This window comes from Ancylobacter sp. (assembly GCF_965279025.1).
Classification (GTDB): Bacteria; Pseudomonadota; Alphaproteobacteria; order Rhizobiales; family Xanthobacteraceae; genus Ancylobacter.
The window spans coordinates 1,168,749-1,195,031 of sequence record NZ_OZ257132.1; the positions used below are offsets into that span (position 1 = coordinate 1,168,749).

A 26,283-nucleotide genomic window follows, 5' to 3' on the forward strand; every position below is an offset into this window, starting at 1 on the left:
CCATGCATCATTTCGCCTATCGTGACGGCATCCTCCACGCCGAGGATGTCAGCCTTGTCGACATCGCCCACGCGGTCGGCACGCCCTTCTATGCCTATTCCACGGCGACGCTTGAGCGGCACCACCGGGTGTTCACCGAGGCCTTCGCCGACATGCGCACGACGCTGTGCTACGCGGTGAAGGCCAATTCCAACCAGGCGGTGATCCGCACCTTCGCCAAGCTCGGCGCGGGGGCGGACATCGTCTCCGGTGGCGAGTTGAAGCGGGCGCTGGCGGCGGGGGTGGAACCGCGCAAGATCGTGTTCTCCGGCGTCGGCAAGACCCGCGAGGAAATGGCGGCGGCGCTCGATGCCGGCATCATGTGCTTTAATGTCGAGAGCGAGCCGGAGCTGCTGACGCTTTCCGAGGTGGCGGTCAGCCATGGCGTGGCGGCGCCGATCTCGATCCGCGTCAACCCGGACGTCGACGCCAAGACCCACCACAAGATTTCCACCGGCAAGTCGGACAACAAGTTCGGCATTCCGGTGTCGCGCGCCCGCGAGGTCTATCGCTACGCGGCCGCGCTGCCGGGGCTGCGCATCACCGGTGTCGACATGCATATCGGCAGCCAGATCACCGATCTTGGCCCGTTCGACAACGCCACCGCGCTGCTCGTGGAACTGGCCCGCGACCTGATGGCGGACGGCCATCCCCTCACCCATCTCGATCTCGGCGGCGGGCTCGGCGTGCCCTATGTCGCGGGTGAGGCGGAACCGCCGCTGCCGTCCGCCTATGCGGCGCTGGTGAAGCGGCACACGCATAATCTCGGCCTGGGGCTGGTCTTCGAGGTTGGGCGCATGCTGGTTGCCAATGCCGGCATCCTGGTCGCGCGCGTGCTTTATGTGAAGGAAGGCGAGGGCAAGCACTTCGTCATCGTCGACGCGGCGATGAACGACCTCATCCGCCCGACGCTCTACGACGCCCATCACGAAATTTTGCCCGTGCGCGAAGCGGTGTCCGGCGAGGGGCAGATGGTCGCGGACGTCGTCGGTCCGGTGTGCGAATCCGGCGATTTCCTGGCGCTGGGGCGGCGGCTGCCGGGTCTGCGGGCCGGCGATCTCATCGCCGTCATGACCGCCGGTGCCTATGGCGCGGTGCAGGCTTCCACCTACAATACCCGGGCGCTGATCCCGGAAGTGCTGGCAAAGGGCGGCGAATTCGCGGTCGTGCGGCCGCGGGTCGAGGTGGACGAGCTTATCGCCCTCGACCGCCTTCCCGGCTGGCTGGCCTGAGCGCGGCGGGCGAGGCCCGCCACATTCGCCCGGCGCGCGCTTTCACAATGTGATGATGAAGTGGGCGTGCCCGTTCCTGCGGCAGGGCTGGCGCGTCGGTTTCGCCATGTTAAGGTGACGCTGGGGCTGGTGTGGACCTGAAAGCGTCGGAGGTCGGCTGCGTGACGGCAACACCGGATGGAACGGAAGGCGAGGGCCGCCCGGCGGCAAGCACGGCCGTGCGCGCCGAGAAGTCGCGGGCCGAGGCTCGCCAGACCGAAATCCGCCTCACCGAAAGCCGCCGCGCCGAACAGCGCATGGGTGCCGCGCTGCAGCGGGCCTGGGGCGTGCTCATGTGGGAGCGCATCTGGCCGGCGATCGTCGCCGTCAGTGCCGCGCTCGGCCTGTTCCTCATCGCTTCCTGGCTCGGCCTCTGGCTGGCGCTGCCGCCGCTGGGCCGGATCGTCGGCCTTGTCCTCTTCGCCGCGCTGTTCGCGCTTGCCCTCGTGCCGGCGCTGCGCATCCGGCCACCTTCATCGGGCGAGGCACTGTCGCGGCTCGATCGCGAGAGCCGGCTGCCGCACCGGCCGGCCACGGCACTTTCAGACCATCTGGCCTCGAAGCCGGACGATCCCGTCGGCGTTGCGCTCTGGCGCGCGCATCTGGGGCGGATGTCCGCGCAGATCAGCCAGCTTCGCGTCGGGCTTCCCGCGCCGGGCGTCGCCGCCAAGGACGGGCAGGCGCTGCGCGCGCTCGTGCTGCTCGGCGTGATCGCCACCTTCTTCATGGTGCCGGGCGACCATCTCCGGCGCGTCGCCGCCGCGTTTGACTGGCAGGCGCTGATTCCGGCCAAGCCCTACCGCATCGATGCCTGGGTGACGCCGCCCGGCTATACGGGCCGCGCGCCGGTGATGCTGCCGGGACTACGCTCGCAGGAGATCGCGCAGGGCGGTACCGGAAACGCGTCCCCGGACGCCGCGGACGGTTCCTCCTTTGAGGCGACCGCGATGACGGTGCCGGCCGGCAGCGAGCTGGTGGTCCGCATTATCGGTCTCGACGATGCCCGGCTGGTCACGCAGGGCGGCATCGCCGCCGCCCCGCCGAAGGAGAGCGAGCCGGCTGCCGCCCCGACGGCCGCCCCGGCTGCGGTCCAGAAAGCCCCCTCCACCGCTCCGGGTGCTGCCGGCGATGAGCGGCGCTTCGTGATCGCCACAGACGGCTCGGCGCGGGTCGAGGGACCCGATGGCCGTTTCGTGTCCTGGCATTTCCGCGCCCAGCCGGACAACCCGCCGACCATCGAGCTGACCAAGGAACCGCAGGCGTCCGGCAACAACGCGCTGGCGCTGAGCTACAAGGCCGAGGATGATTACGGCGTTGCCGGTGCCGAGGCGCGCTTCAAGTCGCTGCCGCCGCCCGCACCGCTGCACGCGCTGAAGAACGCCGCAAAGCCGGCCGAGGCGCGCCCGCTGGTCGAGGCGCCGAACTTCCCGCTGCCGCTGGCCGGTGGCCGCGCCAAGACGGCGACGGGCCAGACGACGAAGGATTTCACCGAGAACCCCTGGGCGGGCACGCGCGTGGAGATGACGCTGGTGGCGCGCGACCAGGCCGGCCATGTCGGCCAGTCCCGGCCGCGCAGCCTGACCCTGCCGCAGCGCGACTTCTCCAACCCGCTGGCGCGGGCGCTGATCGAGGAGCGGCGGACGCTGGCGCTCGACGCCAACCAGCGCGCCCGCGTGGAAGCCGGTCTCGACGCGCTGGCCATCGCGCCGGAGCTCTTCACGCCCGATCCCTCGCACTATATGGGCCTGCGCACGGCCTCTTTCCGGCTGGCCAATGCCCGCAGCGACGACGATCTGCGCGGCGTGGTCGACTATCTCTGGGAGATGGCGGTCCGCATCGAGGATGGCGACCTGTCGGATGTGGAGAAGCGGCTGCGCGACGCCCAGCAGGCGCTGCAGAACGCGCTGGAAAACAACGCTCCCGACGAGGAGATCAAGCGCCTGGCGCAGGAACTGCGCGACGCGATGAACGAGTTCATGAAGGCGCTCGCGCAAGAGGCGCAGCGCAACCAGAACCGCGCCGACGCCAACCAGCCCATGGACCCCAACACCCGCACGGTCCGTCCGCAGGACCTGCAGAAGATGCTCGACCGCATCGAGGACATGGCGCGCAATGGCGCCCGCGATGCGGCGCGCCAGATGCTGAGCGAGCTGCAGAACATGCTGAACGGCCTGCAGGCCGGCCGCCAGCAGCAGCGCCAGCAGCAGGGCCAGAGCCAGATGTCCCAGTCCATGGACCAGCTCGGCGACATGATCCGCCGCCAGCAGCAGCTGCGCGACCGCACCTTCAAGGAAGGGCGCGAGGGCCAGCAGGACCAGGCGTTCAACGACCTGAAGCAGAACCAGGAGCAGCTGCGCGAGCAGCTCCGCCAGCTGCGCGAGAAGATGCAGCAAGCCATGCGCGGCCAGCAGGGACAGGGCGAGCAAGGCGAAGGCGGCCAGCAGCCGGGCGAGAACGGCCAAGGACAGCAGGGGCAAGGCCAACAGGGACAGGGACAGCAGGGGCAAGGCCAGGGCCAGGGACGCGGCCAGGGGCAGGGCATGCCCGGCGATGGCGGCTTCGGGCAGGCGGAGCAGGCGATGCGCGAGGCCGAGCAGGCGCTCGGCGAGGGCGACGGCACCGGCGCGGTCGATGCGCAGAGCGAGGCGCTTCAGGCGCTGCGCCGCGGCGCCCAGCAGATGGCCGAGGCGATGCAGCAACAGCAGGGCGGCCCCGGGGGCGAAGGACCGGGCGGTCCCTCCGGCCAGAGCGCCGAGCGTACCGATCCGCTCGGCCGGCCGATGCGTTCCCGCGACTATGGCGACGACAATACGGTGAAGGTGCCCGAGGAAATCGACATGCAGCGCGCCCGCCGGGTGCTGGAGGAACTGCGTCGCCGCTTCGGCGAGCCGGACCGGCCGCGGCTCGAACTCGATTATCTCGAAAGGCTGCTGCGCGACTTCTGACGCGGCCTTATCGGCTCCGCCCCGTACGACGAAGCCGCGACCTCACGCTCGTCCGTCCTTCAGGAGGCGGATGACGAGACAGGCGGGGTCATGACGGCGCTCCGACCCCAATCGTACCGTCGTCCCCTCAATTCCGGTTGATGACGAACAGCATCGGGTCGGGCCGCTGGGCGGTGTCGAGATTGGAGACCGCGACGGTGGTGTCGTAACCCTGCGGGTCGGTCACCGTCCATTGCTTCAACTGCATGGTCTTGGCGTCGAACATGATCATCAGCCGGTAGGTGCCGACCATGGCCTGCTTCTCCTCGATCACCACCGTGGCGAAGATATCGTCCTGGTAGACGCCGGTGACGTTGGCGTTGCGCGCGAGGTTGAAGTTCTCGGACAGCAGGAAGCGCAGCGGGGTGGCGGAGAGCGGCGAAATGTCCTGAGTCTTCAGCCGCTTGTCGCGCACCGCCACCGAGCGGCCATCCGCCACCAGCTCGATCGGGCTGGGCGGGTCGTACTCGAACAGCACCCGGCCGGGCTTGAGGATGTAGAACTGCCCCTGCCGCCGCGTGCCGTCGGGATCGACCTGCACGAAATTGCCGATCATCGTCTTGAAGCTGTTGAAATAATCGTTGATGCGCTGAACCGTGTCCGCCGCCGCGCGCTGGTTCGCCACCGCCGCGACCTGGATGTTCGGATCGCCGGCCGAGGCGAACGGCGCCGCCGTGTCCGCCTGCGCGGTGCGGGTCAGCATCGCCGCCGGCTTCTTCGGCGGCACCCGCGCGAAGGGCGGCGGCGGCACCTGCGCCAGGGCGAGGCCCGCCGGCAGGAGCAGAAGGGCGGCGGTGCAGATACGGATCATGTGGCGCATGGGGCACGTCTCGCTGGGCGCGCGGCGCAAGAGCGGCCGGGTGCGCGTGTCGGTGTCGATGAGGCGGGTAGCGCGCCGCTGTGGCGATCCTGTGGCCCCGACGCAGCGTCAGGGCAGGCGGGGAAAGGCCGCGCCGGGCGAGGGCGCGCCGGGGGCAAAGCGCTCATCGGGTCAATAGCCCTCCGAACCGCCGGCCTCGACGAGGATCTCGCGCTTGCCGGCATGGTTGGCGGGGCCGACCAGCCCCTCCCGCTCCATGCGCTCGACCAGCGAGGCCGCGCGGTTGTAGCCGATCTGCAGCCGGCGCTGGATGTAGGACGTGGAGCACTTCTTGTCGCGCATCACCACCGCCACCGCCTGGCTGTAGAGGTCGCCGCCCTCCTCGCCGCCCATCGCGCTCTTGTCGAAGACGGCGCCGTCGTCGCTTTCGCTGTCGAGATCGATCGTCACCTCGTCGAGATAGTCCGGCGCGCCCTGCGCCTTCAGATGCTCGACGATGCGCTCGACCTCCTGGTCGGAGACGAAGGGCCCGTGCACGCGCGAAATCCGCCCGCCGCCGGCCATGTACAGCATGTCGCCCTGGCCGAGCAGCTGCTCGGCGCCCATCTCGCCGAGAATGGTGCGGCTGTCGATCTTCGAGGTGACCTGGAAGGAGATGCGGGTGGGGAAGTTCGCCTTGATGGTGCCGGTGATGACGTCGACGCTGGGGCGCTGCGTCGCCATGATGATGTGGATGCCGGCGGCGCGGGCCATCTGCGCGAGCCGCTGGATGGCGCCCTCGATCTCCTTGCCGGCAACCATCATCAGGTCGGCCATCTCGTCGACCACGACCACGATGTAGGGGATCGGCGAGAGGTCCATCTCCTCGCGCTCATAGATCGCTTCGCCCGTCTCCTTATCGAAGCCGGTCTGCACGGTGCGCACGATCTGCTCGCCCTTGACCTGCGCCTCGGCGATGCGGGCATTGAAGCCGTCGATGCTGCGCACGCCGACCTTCGACATCTTGCGATAGCGCTCCTCCATCTCGCGCACCGCCCATTTCAGCGCCACCACCGCCTTCTTCGGATCGGTGACGACGGGGGTGAGCAGATGGGGGATGCCGTCATAGGCGGACAGCTCCAGCATCTTCGGGTCGATCATGATCAGCCGGCACTGTTCCGGCCGCAGCCGGTACAGCAGCGACAGGATCATGGTGTTGATGGCGACCGACTTGCCCGAGCCGGTGGTGCCGGCGACCAGCAGATGCGGCATGCGCGCGAGATCGACGATCACCGGCTCGCCGCCAATGGTCTTGCCGAGCGCGATGGCCAGCTTGTGCGCCGCCTCGCCGAAATCGCGGGCGGCGAGGATCTCGCGCAGCAGCACCTTGTCGCGCTTGGGGTTGGGCAGTTCGATGCCGATGGCGTTCTTGCCGGGAATCACCGCCACGCGGGCGGAGATCGCGCTCATCGAACGGGCGATGTCGTCGGCGAGGCCGATGACGCGGCTCGACTTGATGCCGGGCGCTGGCTCCAGCTCGTAGAGCGTCACCACCGGGCCGGGGCGCGCATTGACGATGGCGCCGCGCACGCCGAAATCATCCAGCACGCCTTCGAGATCGCGGGCGTTCTGGTCGAGCGCCTCGCGCGACAATGCTGGGGCGCTGCGCGCCGGGGCGGGCGCCAGAAGATCGAGGCCGGGCATGGCATAGCGCCGCCGCTGCTCCTCCAGCGCGGCGCGGCCGCCACGGATCGAGCGGAGCGGCGGCGGGCGCTTGGCCGCGCGCCCCATGGGCGCGGGTGCCGGCGCGACGGGCTCTTCCTCCAGAATATCGGGCAGGTCGTCATCGGCGCTCTCGAAGCCGGCAACGTCCTCTTCCTCGTCGAACGTCTCGCGCCGGCCGAAGCTCGGCTCGTGCCGTCCCATGTCCGGGCGGGCGCGCCGCTCGCCGGCATCCTCGTCCTCGCCGTCGAAACCCATGGCGCCACGCAGCCGTTCGGACAGCCCGCGGGACGGGCGGGCCTGCCGCGCCCGCCGCGGCGCGCCGGGCACGAGGCGCGCCTTTAACGACAGCAGCGCGTGGGTGGTCATGCCGAGCAGGAAGGCCAGCCAGCCCGGCTCGTCCTCCTCGAAGTCGCCGGTGGGCGGAGCGCGGTGCAGATCCTCGGCGCCTGCCGCCGGGTCGCCGGAGCGCAGGCCGAAGCCGACGGCCAGCGGCAGGGTCAGCACGGCACCGACCAGGCAGATGATGCCGGCCACCGCATAGTCGGCGCTGGTGAGCCAGCCCGCGCGCAAAATCCCCGGCACGGCGAGCACGCTCTCGCCGAGCACGCCGCCCAGCCCGCTGGGCAGCGGCCAGCCGCCGAAGCGGGGCAGGCAGGCGGCGAAGCCGGCGGCGAACACCACCCCGACAATGAGCGCCGCGAGGCGCGATTTCAGCCGCCCGGGATGGCGATGGGTCAGCACCAGCCAGCCCCAGCTGCCAATCGGCAGCACCACCGCCAGCGCCGCAACGCCGAAGAGCTGCATCATCAGGTCGGCGAAGATCGCCCCGGGCAGGCTCATCACGTTGGAGGGCGCCGCGGCACTGGAGCGGCTGAGGCTGGGATCGTCGGCCGACCAGGTCGCCAGCGCCAGCAGCATCAAGGCGCAGGTGCACAGCAAGGCGAGGCCCACCAGCTCCGCCGAGCGGCGGCTGATGGCCCCCTTGATCTCCTCGGGCAGGAAGCCGCCCGGCGCGCTCTTGCCCGCCCGGTGCGCCCGCGCGCCGCTGGCCGCCGCCTTGCCGTTGCCAGCGGAATCCACCCGGAGCCTTGGCCGAGCGGCACGAGAGGGGCCGGCCTCAAGCCGCGGCGCCCGCATCGTCGTCTGCGTCCCCATGTCCCGCCCGGTCTCCCGCCCCGTTTCCTTGCCCCGCCGCGCCAACCGCCCCGCCCCGCTCAGGACAGACCGGCCAGAAGGCGTGGCAGCGCCTCCTGCGTGGTTGCCAGATCCTGCACCAGCGCGATGCGCAGATAGTCCGCGCCGGGGTTGCGCCCCTCCGCGCCGGTGCGGCAGAGATAGCCCCCCGGCACGGTGCGCAGCCCCTCGCGCTGCCAGAGCTTGCGCGCCGCCTCCTCGCCGGCGCTGCGCGTCGCGGTGCACAGGCCTGCGACGTTCAGCCAGAGGAAAAAGCCGCCATCGGGCCGCTGGTAATCGAAATGCCCGCCAAACACCTCGTCGGCGATGTCGACCTTGGCTCTGTAGAGGTCGCGGCTCTCGTTCACATGCGCCTCGTCCGCCAGCGCGGCGATGCCGACCCACTGGATCGGCTCGGGCACCTGCGGCGCGGCAACGTTGCGGAACTCGGCGAAGGCCTCGATGAAGCGCGCATCGCCGGCGCAGAAGCCGCAGCGCAGGCCCGGCAGGCTGGAACGCTTGGACAGCGAATTGAAGGCGACGACGCCGGCGAAATCGGCGCCCGCCACTTCCAGTATGCCGGTGGGCGGCGTGGCGCCGAGCCAGATCTCCGAATAGCATTCGTCGGCGAACACCATCACCTCATGCGCCCGGCACAGTGCCACCAGCCGCTCCAGATAGGCGCGCGGCGCGATGGTGCCCTGCGGATTGGCAGGCGAGGCGAAATAGAGCGCGACCGAGCGGTCCAGCATTTGCGGGGTCAGCGCGTCGAGGTCCGGCAGCCAGCCGCCATCCACCGGCAGCGGCAGGTCGATGCTCACGCAGCCGGCCGCCTCCGCTCCCGCGCCATAGGCCGCGTAGAACGGGTTGGGCAGCAGCACCGCCGGCTCCTGCGCACCGATGCGGGCGCGCTTGTGCGGCGAGAGCAGCCGGCGCGCCATCAGCGCCGCGAAGAACAGCCCCTCGCGCGAACCGTTGAGCACCAGCACCTCGCGCTCGGGATCGAGAGCGCGCGGCAGGGCGTAGCGGCGGGCGAACCAGTCGCCGGCGGCACGGCGGAATTCGGGCAGGCCCTTGCCGGCGGGGTAGCGGCCGAAGCCGTCGAGATGAGCGGCCAGCACGTCGCCGACGAAGCCCGGCATGGCGTGGCGCGGCTCGCCCACGGCAAGGCTGAGCGCGGGCTTTCCCGGTGCGAGGTCGGCCAGCAGTTCGGTCAGCCGCACGAAGGGCGAACGCGCGGCCGGCCCCGCATCGGGGGTCGCGCCGGCCGGCGGCGCGGGGGCATGGGGAAAGCGGGCGTCGGGCACGGGCAAGCGTCTCGCCTCGGCCGCGGGAATGCGGCGTCTTGCACCAGCATAGCCGCGCTGCGGTAAAGGCGTTCTTAACCATGCGCGCTCGTGGGCGCGGAAGTCGCCAGAAGAAAAGGCCCCGGCGGGAAGCCGGGGCCTTCAGGCAGCGGGAGCTGCGGAAGCAGATATCGGGCGGCGGCAGGTCCCGGAAGGCCGGCACGCGGCGAACCGCCTGCCGGTGATCCGGGCTCAGGCCTCCATCAGCTGTGGTAGGCGCGCTCGCCGTGCTCGACGATGTCGAGACCCTCGCGCTCCTTCTCCACCGACGGACGCAGGCCGACGATGATGTTGACGATGTAGTAGAGGATCGCCGAGACGACGCCGCACCACACGATGGTCATGCCCACCGCCTGGATCTGCACCCAGATCTGGTGGCCCATCTCGTAGTCGGCGACGCCGGGGCCGCCGAGCGCCGGGGCGACGACGATGCCGGTGCCGATGGCACCGACGATGCCGCCCACGCCATGGACGCCGAACACGTCGAGGCTGTCGTCATAGCCGAGCGCGTTCTTGATGGTGGTGCAGAAGAAGAAGCAGACGATCGAGGCGACGAAGCCGAGCACGATCGCGCCGAGCGGGCCGGAAAGGCCGGCCGCCGGGGTGATGGCGACAAGGCCGGCCACCATGCCGGAGATCGCGCCGAGCATGGAGGGCTTGCCCTTGGCCAGCCACTCGATGAGCGTCCAGCCCACGATCGCGCCGGCGGTGGCGACGAAGGTGTTGATCACGGCGAGCGTGGTGCCGGCATTGGCTTCGAGGTTGGAGCCGGCGTTGAAGCCGAACCAGCCGACCCACAGGACGCTGGCGCCGACCATCGCGAAGGGCAGCGAGTGGGGAGGCATCAGTTCCTTGCCGTAGCCGGTGCGCTTGCCGATGATGATGCAGCCGACCAGACCGGCGATGCCGGCATTGATGTGCACCACGGTGCCGCCGGCGAAGTCCAGCGCGCCCATCGCGAACAGGTAGCCTTCCGAGAACCACACCATGTGGGCGATCGGGTAGTACACGAACGTGACCCAGAGAATGCTGAACAGCACGATCGCCGAAAACTTCATGCGCTCGGCGAACGCGCCGATGATCAGCGCCGGGGTGATGGCCGAGAAGGTCATCTGGAAGACGATGAAGATATATTCCGGAATCTTCACATTGGCCGAGAAGGTGTCGGCCAGGCTCTCGGTCGTGACGCCAGCGAGGAACGCCTTCTCGAAGCCGCCGATGAAGGCGTTGCCCGAGGTGAAGGCAAGCGAGTAGCCGTAGAACACCCAGATCAGCATCATCACCGCAGCGATGACCGTGACCTGCATCAGCACGGAAAGCATGTTCTTGGCGCGCACCAGGCCGCCATAGAACAGCGCGAGGCCCGGCACCGTCATGAACAGCACGAGGATGGAGGAGATCATCATCCAGGTGATGTCGCCCTTGTCCACCGTGGCGACCGCTGCAGCGGCCTCGGCGGTGGCTTCCGCACCGGTGGCGGGGTTGTCCTGCGCGAAAGCGGCGGCTGCAAAGAGCGCCGTCGTCGCCAGCGCAGGCAGGCCCGCGCGTATCCAGTTCTTCGTCGTCATGGGTTCAATGCTCCGTCGCAATCGGAAAATGTCGGGATCAGTGGCACGGGCTCAGAGCGCGTCGGCGTCGGTCTCGCCGGTGCGGATGCGCACGGCCTGGTCGATCGCGTAGACGAAGATCTTGCCGTCGCCGATCTGGCCGGTCTTGGCCGAGGTGGTAATCGCGTCGATGACCTTGGAAACCTGATCGGAAGGCACGGCGACTTCGATCTTGAGCTTGGGCAGGAAGCTCACCGCGTATTCCGCGCCGCGATAGATCTCGGTGTGGCCCTTCTGCCGGCCATATCCCTTGACCTCCGTGACGGTCAGTCCGTGCACACCAATGCCAGTGAGCGCATCCCGGACTTCCTCAAGCTTGAAAGGCTTGATGATAGCCATGACGATCTTCATGGTTCGTGTCCCCGCTTGGCCCCGAACCGCTGGCGGGGTTCTGGGCGTTTCATGTCGGACTCGGCCAGGCGGATTATTCCGACCGTTCGGTCAAGCCGGGCAAAGAGAAACAATTTACGTGCCAACCCAGCCGCATCAACGGTTCCCGCGGCACGGGCCGGTTGTGCGATGCCATTGCGCCACGCACGCAGGAGACGCCCTGCGCGGGTGAGACACGGCCCGCTTGCTCAATTCTTGGTCGGCGCCCTGACCCATCCTGAGTCACCGCCGCACATTCGCCATATGAAGATCAATTTTTAGGCAGATGCCCGATCCGAAGGCGCTACCGGACGGATGAGACCTTCCTGCGCAACCGAGGCGACGAGCCGGCCCGCTCTGTCGTAGATCAGCCCCCGCGCCAGCCCGCGGGCGCCTGCCGCACTCGGGCTGTCCTGGGCATAGAGCAGCCAGTCGTCGGCCCGGAACGGGCGATGCAGCCAGAGCGCATGGTCGAGGCTTGCCGCCTGCAGCGTCTCGCCGAGCACGCTGGTGCCGTGCAGAACCGTCGTCGATTCCAGCAGCGTCATGTCGCTCGCATAAGCGAGCACGGCGCGGTGCAGGCCCTCGTCATCCGGCAGCGCGCCATTGGCGCGGAACCAGAGCGCGCGGCGCGGCGTCTGCGCCGGGGCCCCGAGGCCGATCGGCTTCAGCTCGATGGGGCGCGGCCGCATCCAGTAGTTCCGCACCGGCGCCGGCAGACGCGCCAGAATGTCCGCCGGGAGTTCGTCGATGCCCGGCACCTCCTCCGGCGCGGGCACCGCCATGTCGAGGTCGAGCTGGTGCTCCAGCCCCTTCTCCTCGCGATGGAACGACACCGACATGATGAAGATCGGCCGCCCGTGCTGGATCGCCACCGCGCGCCGCGTGGAGAAGCTGCGCCCGTCACGCACCCGCTCGACATCATAGATGATCGGCACGTTCGGATCGCCGCCGAGCAGGAAATAGGCGTGCATGGAATGGGCGCTGGCGCCCTCCACGGTCCGCTGCGCCGCCACCAGCGCCTGCGCCAGCACCTGCCCGCCAAACACGCGGGTACGGAACGGCCAGGATTCCGGCGGGTTGTCACCCCGGAAGAGGTTATCCTCCAGCCGCTCCAGATCGAGCAGGGCGACGAGTTCGGCGGCGCTGTTGGTCATCGGCGTACGGCTCCTCACCTGAACAAGGATCGTGGCAGCGCAGCCGCCTTGACCGCGCGCATTGTCCGGGGTGCGTAGCTAAGGCATAGGATGGCCCGCGCACAATGCGCGGATGATCGAGAGACGGAGGCGCACGCCATGCAGCAGGGCCAGCGATATGATGCGGTAATGGCGGGCGGCGGCCTCGCCGGCCTGTCCCTCGCGCTGGCGCTGCGGCAGGGATTGGGCGACAGCGCCCGTCTCGCCGTTGCCGACCCCGCCTTCGCCGCCGTCCAGCCCGCGAGTTCGGACCTGCGCGCGTCTGCCATCGCCGCCGGCGCCCGCCGCCTGTTCGAGGCGCTCGGCGTGTGGGAGCGCGTCGCGGCCGAGGCCGAGCCGATCCTTGCCATGGAGATCACCGATTCGAAGTTCGGCGACGCCGCCCGCCCGGTGTTCCTGTCCTTTGACGGCGAAGTGGAGCCCGGCGAGCCCTTCGCCCATATGGTGCCCAATGCCGTGCTGCAGGACGCGATGACCGCGCTCGCCAAAGCGCGCGGCATCGAGCTGCTGGCGACCCGCATCGCCGGCTTCACGCACGCCCCGGCGCGGACCGCGCTGCGCCTCGCCGACGGGTCGGAAGCTGCCACCTCGCTGCTCGCCGCCTGCGACGGAGGCCGCTCGAAGCTGCGGGCGCTGGCCGGCATCGGCGTCACCGGCTGGCCTTATGGCCAGTCGGCCATCGTGATGACGGTGGGCCATGAGCGCCCTCATGGCGGCAAGGCGATCGAGCATTTCCTTCCCGCCGGGCCCTTCGCCATGCTGCCGCTCACCGGCAATCGCTGCTCCATCGTCTGGACCGAGGAGACCGACACGGCCGGTCGGCTGCTCTCCCTTCCCCGCGTGCTGCTGAAGGACGAACTGGAGCAGCGCTTCGGGCTGGAGCTGGGCGAGATCGACATCCTCGACGAGCCGAAGGCGTTCCCGCTCGGCTTCCAGATGGCGCGCGCCTTTGTCGGGGATCGCTTCGCCCTGGTGGGGGACGCCGCCCACACCATCCATCCCATTGCCGGGCAGGGCATCAATATGGGCCTGCGCGACGTGGCGGCGCTGGCCGAGGCGGTCACCGACGCCGCCCGGCTCGGCCTCGACATTGGCGGCGAGGGCGTGCTGGAGCGCTATCAGCGCTGGCGCCGCTTCGACACGCTGGCCATGGGAATGGCGACGGACGGCCTCAACCGTCTGTTCGGCATGCGCTCGGACGCGGTGCGGCTGGCGCGCGACGTGGGCCTCGGCCTGGTCGAGCGTGCTCCGGCGCTGAAGGCATTCTTCATCCGCGATGCCGCCGGCATTGGCGGGGCCTCGCCGCGCCTGCTGCGCGGGGAAGCTCTCTAGAACCTACCGCGCCGCCTCTTCCTCGGTCAGCGTCCGCGCCTCGTCGGCCAGCAGGATCGGGATGCCGTCGCGAATCGGGTAGGCGAGCCGCGCCGCGCGGGAGACCAGCTCATGGCCCGCCCGGTCATAGTCGAGTGGCCCCTTGGTAACGGGGCAGACCAGCAATTCGAGGAGCTTCGGGTCGATCTCGTAGCCCGAACGCGCGGCGGGAATCTGGGGGGTTGCGGCCATGGACAGGGTTCTCTCGATCTTCACGAACGGATGCAGCGTATTCCGGCTATATAGCGCAGCTCGCTGACATTCTCACGTCATCGCCCCCCACCCGCCAGCCTTACGGAACGATGGACTCTCCCGCGCTCGATCTCGCCCAGCAACCGCGCCTCGACGGCGAGACGCTGCAGCAATGGGTGTTCCGCCGGCTGCGGCGCTCCGTCATGGCCGGCCGCTTCCCGCCCGGCAAGGCGGTGACGATTCGCGGGCTGGCGGATGCGCTCGGCGTGTCCTCCATGCCGGTGCGCGAGGCGCTGCGCCGGCTGGTGGCCGAGCGGGCACTGGTGCTGCTCGACAATCGCCGGGTGCGGGTTCCGGAGATGACCGCCCGCCGCTTCGAGGAGTTGATGGCGGCGCGCACGCTGCTGGAATGCGAGGCCGCCGCCCGCGCGCTCACCGTTGCGGATGCCGCCTTCATCGCCCGGCTCGACGCGCTCAATGCCGCCTCCGACGCGGCGGTGGCCGCCGGCGACACCGAGGCGATGATCGAGACCAATCTGGCCTTCCACAGCGCGCTTTATGGCGGGCGGGCGGACAATGTGCTGCTGCCGCTGATCGAATCGGTGTGGCTGCAGATCGGCCCTTTCATGCGCATGGCGCTGGCGGACCTCGAGGCGCACTACCCCGTCGACCGCCATGCGCAGGCGCTGGCGGCGCTGCGTGACCGTGACGAGGCCGCGCTGCGCCGCGCCATCGAGGCCGACATTCGCGACGGCATCGGCCACCTCCTCGCGCAGCTGGGATAGGCGGCGCTTTACGCGCACCACGCCGGCGCCGTCATGCGCGGGGAGGACGAGCGAGCCTCAGCCCGTCGCCTTCAGCTTCGCTCCGCCGCGCCGGCGCTCGGCCGCCAGACGGGCGGCGGCGCCGAAGGCGGTGAAAATGCCGCTGGAGAGCTTGTCCTGCCAGAAGCGCCATTCCGGGTGCCACTGGATCGCCATGTTGAAGCCCGGCGCGTCGGTCACGCGAAACGCCTCGATGGTGCCGTCCGGTGCCCGCGCCTCCACGCTGACGCCGGGCGCCAGCCGGGCGACGCCCTGCCCGTGCAGCGAGTTCACCTGCCAGCTTGTCGCCCCGGCGAGGCTCGCCAGCAGGCCGCCGGCCTCCAGCGTCACCTCATGGGCAGGCGCGTACTGGCCGTCGATGTCGAGGCCGGAATCCTCGCGGTGGTCGAAGCGGCCGGGCTGCTCGTAGAGCTTCTGGAACAGCGTGCCGCCGAGCGCGACGTTCATTTCCTGGAACCCCCGGCACACGCCGAACAGCGGCACGCCGCGCTCCAGCGCCGCGCGGATCAGCGGCAGCGAGATGTCGTCGCGGTGCGGATCCGCCGGCAAGGGCGGGTCGTGCGGCAGATCGCCGTAATGCTGCGGCCCGACATTGGAAGGGCTGCCCGGCAGGAACAGCGCGTCGACCGAATCGAGAATCTCGTCGACCACAATGCGCTCGGGCGCCATGTCGCCATCGACCGCCGAGATCGTGCCCGGAATCAGCACGGGCATGGCCTGCGCGCCGCGCGCGACCGCGTAGATGTACTTCTCCGTGACGCCATGCAGCACGTGGCCGCCAAGCGCCTTCACGTCGCTGATCACACCGATGACTGGACGCATGATGTCTCCCGCACTCTGCCTGCCAGATGTGGGCCCGCCCCCGGCCGGCTGTCAACGGCACCGGCGCGCACGCCCGCCCTGCCTCCAGCGCGGGGCGGGCCCTACGTCACGCGCAGGCAGCACCTCTTGCGCGCTGCGGCGCGGGCCGGAGATGGCCAAGAGTTTCCGAGCGTGATTCTTCGTGTATGAAGGGCCATCCCTCCGCCGCAGGCCGCCGCCGGAAGCTCATGGTTTTTTCATCCGTCACCTTTCTCTTCTATTTTTTGCCGGCGTTCCTGATCTGCTATTTCGCGATGCCGGGCGTGCGGGCGCGCAACCTGGTGCTGCTGGCGTTTTCGCTGGTGTTCTATGCCTGGGGCGGGCTCGCCAATGTGGCGGTGCTGGCCGTCTCCATCGGAGCGAACTACCTCTTCGCATTGCTGATCGACGCACGCGCCGCGCCCTGGCGGCTGCGCATGCTGGCACTCGCGGTGGCGGCGAACCTCGCGGGCCTGATCGCCTTCAAATATGCTGGCTTCCTGGCCGAGAACGTCAACCTGCTGCTGCCGGCCGGCGCCCAGCTTCCCGTCGTGCACCTGCCACTGCCGCTGGGCATCTCGTTCTTCACCTTCCACGCCATCTCCTATCTGGTCGACGTCTATCGCGGTAAGGCGCGGGCGAATGGCCGCTTCGAGGAGATTGCGGTCTACATCACCATGTTCCCGCAGCTCGTCGCCGGCCCGATCGTGCGCTACTCCACCATCGCGCACCGCATCCGGGCGCGGCGAACCACGCTGGGCCGCGTGTCGGCGGGGCTGCGCATCTTCGTCATCGGCCTGTCCTGGAAGGTGCTGATCGCCGACGAGGTGGCGCCGCTGGTCGCGGTGGTGTTCGACAGCACCACCACGCCGAGCCTCGGGGAGGCGTGGATCGGCGTCAGCGCCTATGCGCTGCAGATCTATTTCGACTTCGGCGGCTATTCCAACATGGCGATCGGCCTCGCGGTCGCCATGGGGCTGAAATTCCCGCGCAACTTCAACCTGCCCTATGGCGCGCTTTCGATCACCGATTTCTGGCGCCGCTGGCATATGAGCCTGTCGAGCTGGTTCCGCGACTATGTCTACATCCCGCTCGGCGGCAACCGGCGCGGCCATCTGTTTACGGCCCTGAATCTCTGGACGGTGTTCCTGCTCTGCGGCCTGTGGCACGGCGCCAGCTGGAACTTCGTCATCTGGGGCATCCACCACGGCAGCTTCCTGGTGCTGGAGCGCACCCGCCTCGGGGCGGCGCTCCGCGCCGCGCCGCGCGTGGTGAACCATGCCTATGTGCTGCTGGTGGTGCTCACCAGCTGGGTGTGGTTCCGCGCCGAAAGCCTGCCACAGGCGCTCGACCTGTTCGCCGGGCTCGCCGGGCTCAACGGCGCGGGGCCGCTCTCGGTCAACCTGATCGCCGATCTCCAGCCGGTGACGATCGCCATCATGGTGCTGGCCTGGCCGCTCGCCATGTTCGGCCTGCCCCGGCCCAGCGGGAAGGCGCTGTCGCAGCGGCTGCGACTTGCGCTGTTCGGGGTTACCGACACCGTGGTGGTGGCGCTGCTGTTCGGCCTGTGCGTCCTGTCGGTGGGAGCGGCGACCTATTCGCCCTTCCTCTATTTCCGGTTCTGAGGGGGAGGGAGACGATGCCGCTGCTCATGGCCTTCCGCCGCTGGTGGGCACTTCTCTTCGTCGCCATTCTCTCGTTGCCGACCCTCGGCCTTATCGTGCCGGACATGCCCGCGCCGATGCGCACCGTGCTGGAGCCCGAGGCGCGCTGGTGGGAGCACGCCTCCCAGCGCCTCGACCCCTACATCAACAACGCCTTCGGCTTTCGTGGCGCGGTGCTGGCTGCGCACCAGTCCTATCTGCGCTTCATCGACGCGCCGCAGGGCGAGCGGGTGCTGCAGGGCGAGGGCGGCGTGCTCTTCATCCGCGACAACAACGCGCTCGAGCAGTCCATCGGCCAGTTGGTGCGGCCCAAGATGGTCGCCGCCTTCATCGACTTCGCCACGTCGCTCGACGCGCAGGAGACGGCGCTGGGCGGGCGCTTCGTCCTTCTCATCCCGCCCAATGCGCACACCGTGAACTTCGATCAGCTGCCGGCCTATGCGCGGCGGCAGAAGAAGGCGCCGACCGAGTATGATCTCATTGCGGCAGGCCTCGCGGCGGAGGGCACGCCCTTCGTGGACCTGCGCCCGCTCCTCGCGGCGGCCTCGAAGGACGGGCGGACTTATTTCCGCTACGACACGCACTGGAACGAGCGTGCCGCGCTCGTCGCCTTCAATGCCGCGATGACGGCCGCCGGCCGGCCGGACCTCGCGGTCAGCCCGGAACAGGCGCTGGGCCCGCGCGTCGTCAAGCCGGGCGGCGACCTGCTGCGTCTCGGCGGCCTCGACCAGCGCGACCCGCCCGACGAGCGCTATCAGTGGAATCCGGCCTTCGCCGCCCCGCAGGGCCTGAAGCCCCTCGACGGGATGATCACCGGCAATGAGAACCCGCTCTTCCCTACCGAGGCCGTGGAAACCGGCCATGCCGGCCCACGCATCATGGTGATGGGCGATTCCTTCACCCGCAGCTTCTGGCGCGGGCTGCTGGCCGCCCAAAGCTCGGCCTTCCTATGGACGCACCACCAGAGCTGTCAGCTCGACCGTGGCCTCATCGACCGCTTCAAGCCGGACATCCTGATCTACGCGCCGACCGAGCGCTTCCTGCCCTGCTCCAACCATCCCCTGCGGGTGGAGCTGCCGTGACCGTCCCCGCCGAGACGCCCTCCAAACCGTTGCGCCGCGCCGGATGCCGCCGGCGCTTGCGGCCAATGGCGGCAAGGCATTAAAACCCGCCGACGCCCTTTTCTCCCTGCCGCTTTTGCGATCCCCGCCATGTCAGACGCCCCCTCCGCCCCGCTGTCCCGCGACGACCTCCTCGCCCGCCTTGCCGCGCTCGGCATCGCCACGCGCACGGTCGAGCACCCCCCGCTGTTCACGGTGGAGGATTCGCAGGCCCTGCGCGGCGATATTCCCGGCGGCCACACCAAGAACCTGTTCCTCAAGGACAAGAAGGGCAACCTCTTCCTGGTCGTCGTCGAGGAGGAGACGCAGGTCGATCTCAAGGGCCTGCACGGCCCCCTCGGCGCGGCGAGCAAGCTCTCCTTCGGCAGCGCCGAACTGCTGGAAGAGGTGCTCGGGGTGAAGCCCGGCGCCGTCACCGCCTTCGGGCCGGTCAACGACACGGGCGGCCGTGTCACCGTCGTGCTCGACGCCGGGCTGATGGCGCATGAGGCGGTCAACTGCCACCCGCTGGTGAACACCGCCACGACCACCATCGCCAGTGCCGATCTCCTCCTCTTCCTGCGCGCCACCGGCCACGAACCGCTCATCATCGCGGTGCCCCGCCGCAACGTATCGGAGAGCGAGGGCTAGGCGCCGCCCGTTGCATTCGCGGCCGGGCAGACCATTTTAGACGCCGAGTACGAGCACCTATTGCGAGGACGACCCATGTTGCTGAACCAGCCTTCCTCCCCCGCCGCCGCTGGCGATGCGCCGGCCGGCGACGATGTGGTGATGGACGTCACCACCAAGAGCTTCATGAAGGACGTGGTTGAGGAATCGCGCCTGCGCCCGGTGCTGGTCGACTTCTGGGCCCCCTGGTGCGGCCCCTGCCGCCAGCTCACCCCCATCATCGAGAAGGTGGTGCGCGCGGCCAAGGGCAAGGTGCGTCTCGCCAAGATGAACACCGACGAGCACCCCGCCGTCGCCCAGCAGCTCGGCATCCAGTCGCTGCCCACCGTCTATGCCTTCGTCAACGGCCAGCCGGTCGACGGCTTCATGGGCGCGCAGCCGGAGGCGCAGATCAAGGCGCTGGTCGACAAGCTGCTGGTTGCCTCTGGCGGGGGCGATGACATCGCCGAGATCCTCGCCAGCGGCGACGCGGCGCTCGCCGAGGGCGATCTCGTCGGGGCGGCGGAAATCTTCTCGGCCGTGCTGGGCGAGGAGCCGGCCAATCTCGCCGCCATTGCCGGCCTCGCCCGCACCGAGCTGGCCGCCGGCAATCTCGAACAGGCCCGCGCCACCCTCGCGCTGGCACCGGAGGCCGCCGCCACGGATAGCGCCATCGCCGCCGTCCGCGCCGCCATCGATCTGGAAGAGGCGGCGAGCGCCTTGGGCGATGTGCGGGAGCTGGAGGCCAAGGTCGCCGCCAACCCGCTCGACCACCAGGCGCGCTACGATCTCGCCGTGGCGCTCAGCGCCCGCGGCAAGCGCGAGGAGGCGGTGGACGAGCTGCTTTCCATCGTCCGCAAGGACCGCACCTGGAACGATGACGGCGCCCGCAAGCAGCTGGTGCAGTTCTTCGAGGCATGGGGCCCGACCGACGAGCACACGCTCTATGGCCGGCGCCGCCTGTCCTCCATCCTGTTCGCCTGACACTGTCGGCCCCGACAGGCCACGCGGCGTGCCGCAAGGAACCCAATGGCGATCAACAACCCCTACACCGCCCCGTCCGAGCTGGCGTCGATCATCCCGCTCTTCCCGCTGGAGGGGGCGCTGCTGCTGCCGCGCTGCCAGCTGCCGCTCAACGTGTTCGAGCCGCGCTATGTCGCGATGATCGACGCGGCGCTGGCCGGCAACCGGCTGATCGGCATCATCCAGACCGCCCCCGAGCAGCCGGCGCTCACCGTGCCGGGCGCGCCGGAGATCGTCGGGGTGGGCTGCGTCGGCCGCATCACCGAGATCGCCGAGAGCGGGGACGGGCGCTATTTGCTCAATCTCAGCGGGATCGCCCGCTTCAAGGTGGTGGCCGAGGTTGATTCCGGCACGCCGTTCCGGCAGGCCAAGGTCGATTACGAACCGTTCCGCGCCGATTTCACGCCCAATGCCGGCGCCGATGCGGTGGATCGCGGCACGCTGCTGCGCACGCTGGCCGACTATCTCGACGCCAACCGGCTGGAAGCGGATTGGAAGAGCATCAAGGATGCGCCCAATGAAGCGCTGGTCAACGCGCTCGCCATGATGGCGCCGTTCGGTCCGCGCGAGAAGCAGGCGCTGCTGGAGGCCCCGAGCCTCGCCTCGCGCGCCGAGATGCTGATCGCCGTCACCCAGATGACCATGGCCCGCACCGGTGGCGAGGGCGACGGCACGCTGCAATAGCCCCCGCCTCACCCGTGTCCCGGCCACGCGCAGGCACAGCCGAAGCGCAGAGCCGGGACCCACCGCAAAACCCTTTGGCTATTTCCCGTTTTAACCGAACGCGCCCCGCCCCGGCCGCCTGGGCCCCGGATCGGCGGGATGCGCCGCCTCTCACTCCGCCGCGATCGGCGGGCGGGGCGTGGAATGTGGCCCGGCATCGACGGCGTGCAGGCCCGTGCGCACCGCCGGTGCCTCGCCATGCTCGTCCGGCTCGTCGCGGGCGCCGACGAAGCGCCCGAAGATCCGCACCATCAGCCGTCCGAAATCGTCCATCAGGGTGAACACCGCCGGCACGAAAACCAGCGACAGCAAGGTGGAGGCGATCAGCCCGCCGATGACCGCGATCGCCATTGGCGAGCGGAAGTCGCCGCCCTCGCCCAGCCCGAGCGCCGAGGGCATCATGCCCGCCACCATGGCGATAGTGGTCATGATGATCGGCTGCGCCCGCTTGCGGCCGGCCTCGATCAGCGCCGTGGTGCGGTCTACCCCCGCATGCACGGCCTCGATGGCGAAATCGACCAGCAGGATGGCGTTCTTGGTCACGATGCCCATCAGCATGAGGAAGCCGATCACCACCGGCAGCGTCATGGCGTTGTTGGTGAGCAGGAGCGCAATGAAGGCGCCGCCTACCGACAGCGGCAGCGCGATCAGGATGGTGATCGGCTGCAGCACATTGGCGAACAGCAGCACCAGCACCGCCAGCACCATCATCACGCCGGCGCCCATGGCGGTAGCAAAGCCGCCGAACACTTCGGCCATGATCTCGGCGTCGCCGGTCTCCTTCAGCACCACGCTGGGCGGGAGGTTCTTGGCGCCCGGAAGCGCATAGACCTCCGCCAGCGCCTCGCCGAGCTGGGTGTTGCCGGCGAGGTCGGCCTCGATGGCCACCCGCCGGGCACGGTCGTAGCGGTCGAGGCTGGAGGGCCCGGTGCCGAACGAGATATCCGCCACGGACAGCAGCGGCACGGAGGCGCCGGAGGTGGTGCGCACCTTCAGCGTCTCGAAGGTGGCGAGCGCCCCACGCGCCTTTTCGTCGAGCTGGACGCGGATCGGCACCTGGCGGTCGCCGGCGGAGAACTTGGCGAGATTCTGCGACACGTCACCGAGCGTGGCGATGCGCACGGTCTGGGCGATGTCGGCCACCGAGACGCCGATTTCGGCCGCCTCCGCGAGCTTCGGCACCACCCGCAGCTCCGGCCGCTGAAGCGCCGCCGAGGTCTGCACATTGGACAGGCCCTTCACCTGCGAACGAATCTCGCGTTCCAGCTCAAGCGCCGTGGCTTCCACCACCGCGCCATCCGAGCCGGAGAGGATGATGGTGAATTCGCGCCCGCCCGGGCCGGCGCCGCCCGAGGCACCGAAATTGAAGCGCAGGTCCGGAATGCGCGCGATCTCCTCGCGCAGGCGCATCTCGAACTGCTTCTGGGTCTCCGTGCGCTCGCTGCGCGGCACGAGGTTGACGATGATCGTCGCCTTGCGAACCTCGCCGGCACCATTGACCGAGCCGCCCGTGGCACCGGAGCCGGCGGTGGCGAAGACGCTCGCGACCTCGGGCTGCGCGTTCAGCTTGGTGGTGACCTCGTCGACGACGCGTCGCGTCGCCTCCAGCGTCGCCCCCGGCGGCAGCTCCAGCGCCAGCACCGAGCGGGAGACGTCGGAATTGGGGATGAACCCCGACGGCAGAAGGGTCGAGAGCCACATGGAGCCGATGAACAGCACGATGCCCGCCGCCACGGTGAGGAAGCGGTGGCGGATCGAGCGGTGCAGCAGCCCGACATAGAAGCGCATCAGCGCGCTGTCGGGCTTCTCGCGATGGCCATGGTCGCGCAGGAAATACGCCGCGAGCATCGGCGTCAGCAGCCGCGCCACCAGCAGCGAGAACAGCACCGCCACCGCCACCGTGATACCGAACTGGCGGAAATACTGGCCCGCAATGCCGCCCATGAAGCTGACGGGCAGGAACACCGCCACGATGGTCAGCGTGGTCGCCACCACGGCGAGGCCGATCTCGTCGGCCGCGTCGATCGCCGCGCGGTAGGCCGATTTCCCCATGCGCATGTGGCGCACGATGTTCTCGATCTCGACGATGGCGTCGTCGACCAGAATGCCGGTCACCAGCGTGACGGCGAGCAGGCTCACCCCGTTCAGCGAGAAGCCGAGCAGGTCCATCACCCAGAAGGTGGGCAGGATGGAGAGCGGGATCGCCGTCGCCGTGATGATGGTGGCGCGCCAGTCGCGCAGGAACAGCATGACCACGATCACCGCCAGCACCGCGCCCTCGATGAGCGTGTGCATGGCGGAGGTGTAGTCCGCCTGCGTATACTTCACGGTGGAGTCGATCAGCGTTATGGCGACTTCCGGGTGGCGCTTCTCCAGATCGCGCAGCGCCAGGTCGGCATTATCGGCGACCACCACGTCGGAGAAGCCCTTGGCGCGGTAGACGCCGAAGGCCACCACCGGCTTGCCGTCGAGGCGGGCGAAGATGCGCGGCTCGGCCGCCCCGTCGGTCACCGTGCCGAGATCGGCCAGGCGCACATGGCGCGGGGACCCGCCTCCGGTCGCCGGCAGGGCGATGCGGGTCTCGGCGAGCTCGGCCACGGTGCTGGCGCCGCCCAGCGTGCGCACGGATTGTTCCTGCGTGCCGATCTCGCCGCGCCCGCCGGCAAGGTCGATATTGGTGGCGGCGAGCTGGCGGTTGACATCCGCTGCCGTCACGCCGAGCGCCGCGAGCTTGTCGGGATCGAGCGAGATGCGGATCTCGCGGTCGACGCCGCCCTCCCGCTTCACCTGCGCGACGCCGCGCACGCCCTGCAGGGCACGCACCAGCGTGTCGTCGACGAACCAGGACAGCTCTTCCGGGGTCATTGCGGGGGCGGAGGCGGCATAGGTGGCGATGGCCATGCCCTCGACATCGACGCGCTGGACCAGCGGCTCCTCGATGTCCTGCGGCAGGTCCGTGCGGACCTTGGTCACCGCGTCGCGCACGTCGTTCACCGCGCGGTCCACCTGCGTTTCGAGCTGGAACTCGACCACGGTGAGCGAGGTGCCCTCGGTGATGGTGGAGGAGATGTGCTTCACCCCCTGCACGCCCGCGATCGAGGTCTCGACGATCTTGGTCACCTGCGACTCGAGTTCGCTCGGCGCGGCGCCTGGCTGGGTGATGGCGACGGAGACGATCGGCACGTCGATATTGGGCATGCGGGTGATCGGCAGCTGGTCGAACGTGTAGAGACCGATCGCGGTCAGCACGACGAACAGCACGATGGACGGAACCGGCTTGCGGATCGCCCAGGCGGAGATGTTGAGGGCCATCAGACGCCGTCCTTCGCGCTGTCGGCCACCAGCGGGGTCGGCGTCACCCGGTCGCCGTCGCGCAGGAAGCCGCCGGCGCGGGCGACGACGCTCTCGCCCTCGCTCACCCCTTCCAGCACCTCGACGAAGCCGTTGCCCTTGAGCCCGATCTTCACCGCGCGCTGGCGGACGAGATCGCCCTCGACGACCAGCACGAAGACGCCTTCCGGCGCGAACTGCACCGCCGATTGCGGCAGCGCCACGCCGTCATGGCGCGCGATCTCGATAAGGCCGCGCGCATAGGCGCCGGGCCGCAGCCGCGTATCGTCCGGCAGGGCCACCGCCACGCGGGCCAGGCGGGTCCTGGCGTCGACCTTGGCGCCGACAAGCCGCACCGTGCCGTGCAGCGGCACGTCGAAACCGGCCGGCGTCACCGCCACGCCGAGGCCCGGCGTTACGCGCGGCAGCGCGGATTCGGGAACCTCGGCATCGAGGTCGATGGCGCCGTCCTTGACGATGCGGAACAGCGGCTCGGCATTGGCGGAAAGGACGATGGCGCCGATCCGGGCCGAGCGGGCCCAGACGATGCCGGCCAGCGGCGCCTTGATCTCGGTACGGGCGAGCCGCACCTCGATCTCGTCGCGGGTGGCCTTGATCTGGGCGGCCTCCGCCTCGGCCGCCGTCACCATCTCCTGCGCCGCCGTCACCTGGGCGGTCGAAACCTTCACCGCGCGCTCGCGCTGGTCCAGCACTTCCTGGGAGGTGGCGCCCGTCTTGATCAGCGTGCGGGCGCGCTCGACCGCGGCTTCCGCCTCGGTAAGCTGCGCCAGCATCTGCTGGAGCTGGGCCTTTTGCTGGGCGATGGCGGCCTGCGCCTTGGCGGAGTTGGCGGTGTTCTGGGCGAGCAGCGTCTCCAGCATGTCGCGCGACAGGCGCGCCATCACCTGGCCCTTCTCCACCCGGTCGCCCTCCTCGACGAGGATCTCGGTGATCTGGTAGCCGTCGATCTGCGGCCCGACCATGATCTCCTCGCGCGCCACCAGCGTGCCGGTGACGGGCAGGCTCTCGACCACCTCGCGGCGCGCGGCGGGCACGACGGAGATGGTGATGCCCTTCACCGCGTTCGGCGCCGGGGTGGCGACCTCGGCCTGCGCCGGCTCGGCGAGGCTCAGCCCGGTGGCAATCCGGTCGCGGAAGGCATAGCCGGCAAGACCGACGACCACCGCGGTCATGGTGAGGGCGAGCAACACGCGCCCGCGCAGGGATGGCGGCTTCACGGTCATGGTGTGCGGTCCGGTGAAAGGGTCGGCGCCGTGGCGGGCGCGAGCATGCGGGCGATCAGGCCGGCGAGTGCCGGCATCATCTCGCCCAGCGGCAGGCCGGGCTCCAGGCTGTGGCGCAGCACCAGGCCGTCGCCGATGGCGTTGATCATCAGCATGGCGACATCCGGGTCGATGCCCGCATCGATCTCGCCCCGCGCCTGCGCGGCAACCAGATGCGCGCGGATCGCCGCGTTCATCTCGTCCTCGACAGCGTCGAAGGTCGGCTTCAGCGCCGGGTTGCGCGCCGCCTCGGCATAGATTTCCGGCCCGAGCTCGAGGCACACCATCGGCGTCTGCGCCGAGAACAGCACGTCGCCCATGCGGGCGAGGCCTTCGACGAAGCTCGGCGCGGTCTCCAGGAGTTCGAGGCAGCTCATCCGCATCGCGCGCTCCTCATCCACGATGGCGATGATGATCGCCTCCTTGGAGGGGAAATAGCGGTAGAGCGCGCCGGGGCTCATGCCGGCCTCGGTGCAGATCTGCTGCATCGAGGTGCCGTGGAAGCCGGCGCGGGTGAAGCAGGCGATGGCGGCATCCAGCACCCGCCGGCGCGGCTCGCGGCGCGGCGCATCTTCCGGCATCGCGCCGGAAGACGCCGGCGGAGCCGTCGTGCCGCGACGCCGCGCAGCGGGCTTCTCGCCGGGCGGCGGTACGGAGATGCGGGAAAGATGCGCGGTCATCGACCATCCATAATGGGAGCGAACGTTCGTTCGCATTTAGACATGCGCCGGAAACGAGTCAAGAACGAACGTTCG

The 26,283-nt window shown here is 69.5% G+C and carries 20 protein-coding genes; 9 read left to right on the plus strand and 11 right to left on the minus strand.

Annotated features, from left to right (window positions below):
• Positions 1-2: 2 nt before the first annotated feature.
• Both lysA and ACQY76_RS05450 read left to right on the plus strand, forming a co-directional pair.
• Complete coding sequence (gene lysA / locus ACQY76_RS05445; protein ID WP_428031880.1) at positions 3-1,271, plus strand: diaminopimelate decarboxylase; 1,269 nt, start codon at positions 3-5, stop codon at positions 1,269-1,271.
• A gap of 161 nt (positions 1,272-1,432) precedes the next feature.
• Complete coding sequence (locus ACQY76_RS05450) at positions 1,433-4,255, plus strand: TIGR02302 family protein (protein WP_428031881.1); 2,823 nt, start codon at positions 1,433-1,435, stop codon at positions 4,253-4,255.
• A 127-nt stretch (positions 4,256-4,382) separates the two neighbouring features.
• On the opposite strand, the gene ACQY76_RS05455 is transcribed toward ACQY76_RS05450, so the two are convergent.
• The 6 genes from ACQY76_RS05455 to ACQY76_RS05480 all read right to left on the minus strand — a co-directional run bounded on the left by ACQY76_RS05455 (position 4,383) and on the right by ACQY76_RS05480 (position 12,470).
• Positions 4,383-5,114 (minus strand): outer-membrane lipoprotein carrier protein LolA, encoded by a 732-nt coding sequence (locus ACQY76_RS05455; protein ID WP_428031882.1) that lies wholly within the window; start codon positions 5,112-5,114, stop codon positions 4,383-4,385.
• Between the two features lie 171 nt (positions 5,115-5,285).
• Positions 5,286-7,736 carry a DNA translocase FtsK gene (locus ACQY76_RS05460; RefSeq protein WP_428032944.1) on the minus strand — a complete coding sequence of 817 codons (2,451 nt, stop codon included), beginning with the start codon at positions 7,734-7,736 and terminating at the stop codon, positions 5,286-5,288.
• A 296-nt stretch (positions 7,737-8,032) separates the two neighbouring features.
• Positions 8,033-9,304 (minus strand): aminotransferase class I/II-fold pyridoxal phosphate-dependent enzyme, encoded by a 1,272-nt coding sequence (locus ACQY76_RS05465; RefSeq protein WP_428031883.1) that lies wholly within the window; start codon positions 9,302-9,304, stop codon positions 8,033-8,035.
• 236 nt (positions 9,305-9,540) lie between these two features.
• Complete coding sequence (locus ACQY76_RS05470) at positions 9,541-10,905, minus strand: ammonium transporter (RefSeq protein WP_428031884.1); 1,365 nt, start codon at positions 10,903-10,905, stop codon at positions 9,541-9,543.
• Between the two features lie 51 nt (positions 10,906-10,956).
• Positions 10,957-11,295: a P-II family nitrogen regulator gene (locus ACQY76_RS05475; RefSeq protein WP_013168191.1), complete on the minus strand. Its 339-nt coding sequence runs from the start codon at positions 11,293-11,295 to the stop codon at positions 10,957-10,959.
• Between the two features lie 296 nt (positions 11,296-11,591).
• Positions 11,592-12,470: an acyl-CoA thioesterase gene (locus ACQY76_RS05480; protein ID WP_428031885.1), complete on the minus strand. Its 879-nt coding sequence runs from the start codon at positions 12,468-12,470 to the stop codon at positions 11,592-11,594.
• Between the two features lie 138 nt (positions 12,471-12,608).
• Between ACQY76_RS05480 and ACQY76_RS05485 the strand changes: the two genes are divergently transcribed.
• Positions 12,609-13,841, plus strand: a complete 1,233-nt coding sequence (locus ACQY76_RS05485; protein WP_428031886.1) for a ubiquinone biosynthesis hydroxylase — start codon at positions 12,609-12,611, stop codon at positions 13,839-13,841.
• A 3-nt stretch (positions 13,842-13,844) separates the two neighbouring features.
• Here ACQY76_RS05485 and ACQY76_RS05490 read toward each other — a convergent pair whose 3' ends face one another.
• Positions 13,845-14,072, minus strand: a complete 228-nt coding sequence (locus tag ACQY76_RS05490; RefSeq protein ID WP_428031887.1) for a Trm112 family protein — start codon at positions 14,070-14,072, stop codon at positions 13,845-13,847.
• A 110-nt stretch (positions 14,073-14,182) separates the two neighbouring features.
• On the opposite strand from ACQY76_RS05490, the gene ACQY76_RS05495 reads away from it, so the two are divergent.
• The gene (locus ACQY76_RS05495; protein ID WP_428031888.1) at positions 14,183-14,857 is read left to right on the plus strand and encodes a GntR family transcriptional regulator; all 675 of its coding nucleotides are present in this window, start codon (positions 14,183-14,185) and stop codon (positions 14,855-14,857) included.
• A 57-nt stretch (positions 14,858-14,914) separates the two neighbouring features.
• Here the strand turns inward: ACQY76_RS05495 and ACQY76_RS05500 are convergent, their stop codons facing one another.
• A complete protein-coding gene (locus tag ACQY76_RS05500) occupies positions 14,915-15,718 on the minus strand; it encodes a gamma-glutamyl-gamma-aminobutyrate hydrolase family protein (protein ID WP_428031889.1) in 804 nt (267 codons plus the stop codon).
• A 227-nt stretch (positions 15,719-15,945) separates the two neighbouring features.
• Here ACQY76_RS05500 and ACQY76_RS05505 point away from each other — a divergent pair, with 227 nt between their 5' ends.
• From ACQY76_RS05505 to ACQY76_RS05525, 5 genes are all read left to right on the plus strand, one after another.
• Positions 15,946-17,361: an MBOAT family O-acyltransferase gene (locus ACQY76_RS05505; RefSeq protein WP_428031890.1), complete on the plus strand. Its 1,416-nt coding sequence runs from the start codon at positions 15,946-15,948 to the stop codon at positions 17,359-17,361.
• Between the two features lie 14 nt (positions 17,362-17,375).
• Positions 17,376-18,482 carry an alginate O-acetyltransferase AlgX-related protein gene (locus ACQY76_RS05510; RefSeq protein ID WP_428031891.1) on the plus strand — a complete coding sequence of 369 codons (1,107 nt, stop codon included), beginning with the start codon at positions 17,376-17,378 and terminating at the stop codon, positions 18,480-18,482.
• 129 nt (positions 18,483-18,611) lie between these two features.
• The gene (locus tag ACQY76_RS05515) at positions 18,612-19,151 is read left to right on the plus strand and encodes a prolyl-tRNA synthetase associated domain-containing protein (protein WP_428031892.1); all 540 of its coding nucleotides are present in this window, start codon (positions 18,612-18,614) and stop codon (positions 19,149-19,151) included.
• Positions 19,152-19,226: 75 nt separating this feature from the next.
• Positions 19,227-20,153 carry a thioredoxin gene (gene trxA / locus ACQY76_RS05520; RefSeq protein WP_428031893.1) on the plus strand — a complete coding sequence of 309 codons (927 nt, stop codon included), beginning with the start codon at positions 19,227-19,229 and terminating at the stop codon, positions 20,151-20,153.
• 45 nt (positions 20,154-20,198) lie between these two features.
• A complete protein-coding gene (locus ACQY76_RS05525; RefSeq protein ID WP_428031894.1) occupies positions 20,199-20,876 on the plus strand; it encodes an LON peptidase substrate-binding domain-containing protein in 678 nt (225 codons plus the stop codon).
• 150 nt (positions 20,877-21,026) lie between these two features.
• Here ACQY76_RS05525 and ACQY76_RS05530 read toward each other — a convergent pair whose 3' ends face one another.
• The 3 genes from ACQY76_RS05530 to ACQY76_RS05540 are packed head-to-tail and all read right to left on the minus strand — an operon-like array spanning position 21,027 to position 26,208.
• On the minus strand, positions 21,027-24,227 hold the full coding sequence (locus tag ACQY76_RS05530) for an efflux RND transporter permease subunit (protein WP_428031895.1): 3,201 nt from the start codon (positions 24,225-24,227) through the stop codon (positions 21,027-21,029).
• Positions 24,227-25,489 carry an efflux RND transporter periplasmic adaptor subunit gene (locus tag ACQY76_RS05535; RefSeq protein ID WP_428031896.1) on the minus strand — a complete coding sequence of 421 codons (1,263 nt, stop codon included), beginning with the start codon at positions 25,487-25,489 and terminating at the stop codon, positions 24,227-24,229. Before ACQY76_RS05535 ends, ACQY76_RS05530 begins: the two co-directional genes overlap by 1 nt.
• On the minus strand, positions 25,486-26,208 hold the full coding sequence (locus ACQY76_RS05540) for a TetR/AcrR family transcriptional regulator (protein WP_428031897.1): 723 nt from the start codon (positions 26,206-26,208) through the stop codon (positions 25,486-25,488). The genes ACQY76_RS05535 and ACQY76_RS05540 overlap by 4 nt, the downstream gene beginning before the upstream one ends.
• Positions 26,209-26,283 lie beyond the last annotated feature (75 nt).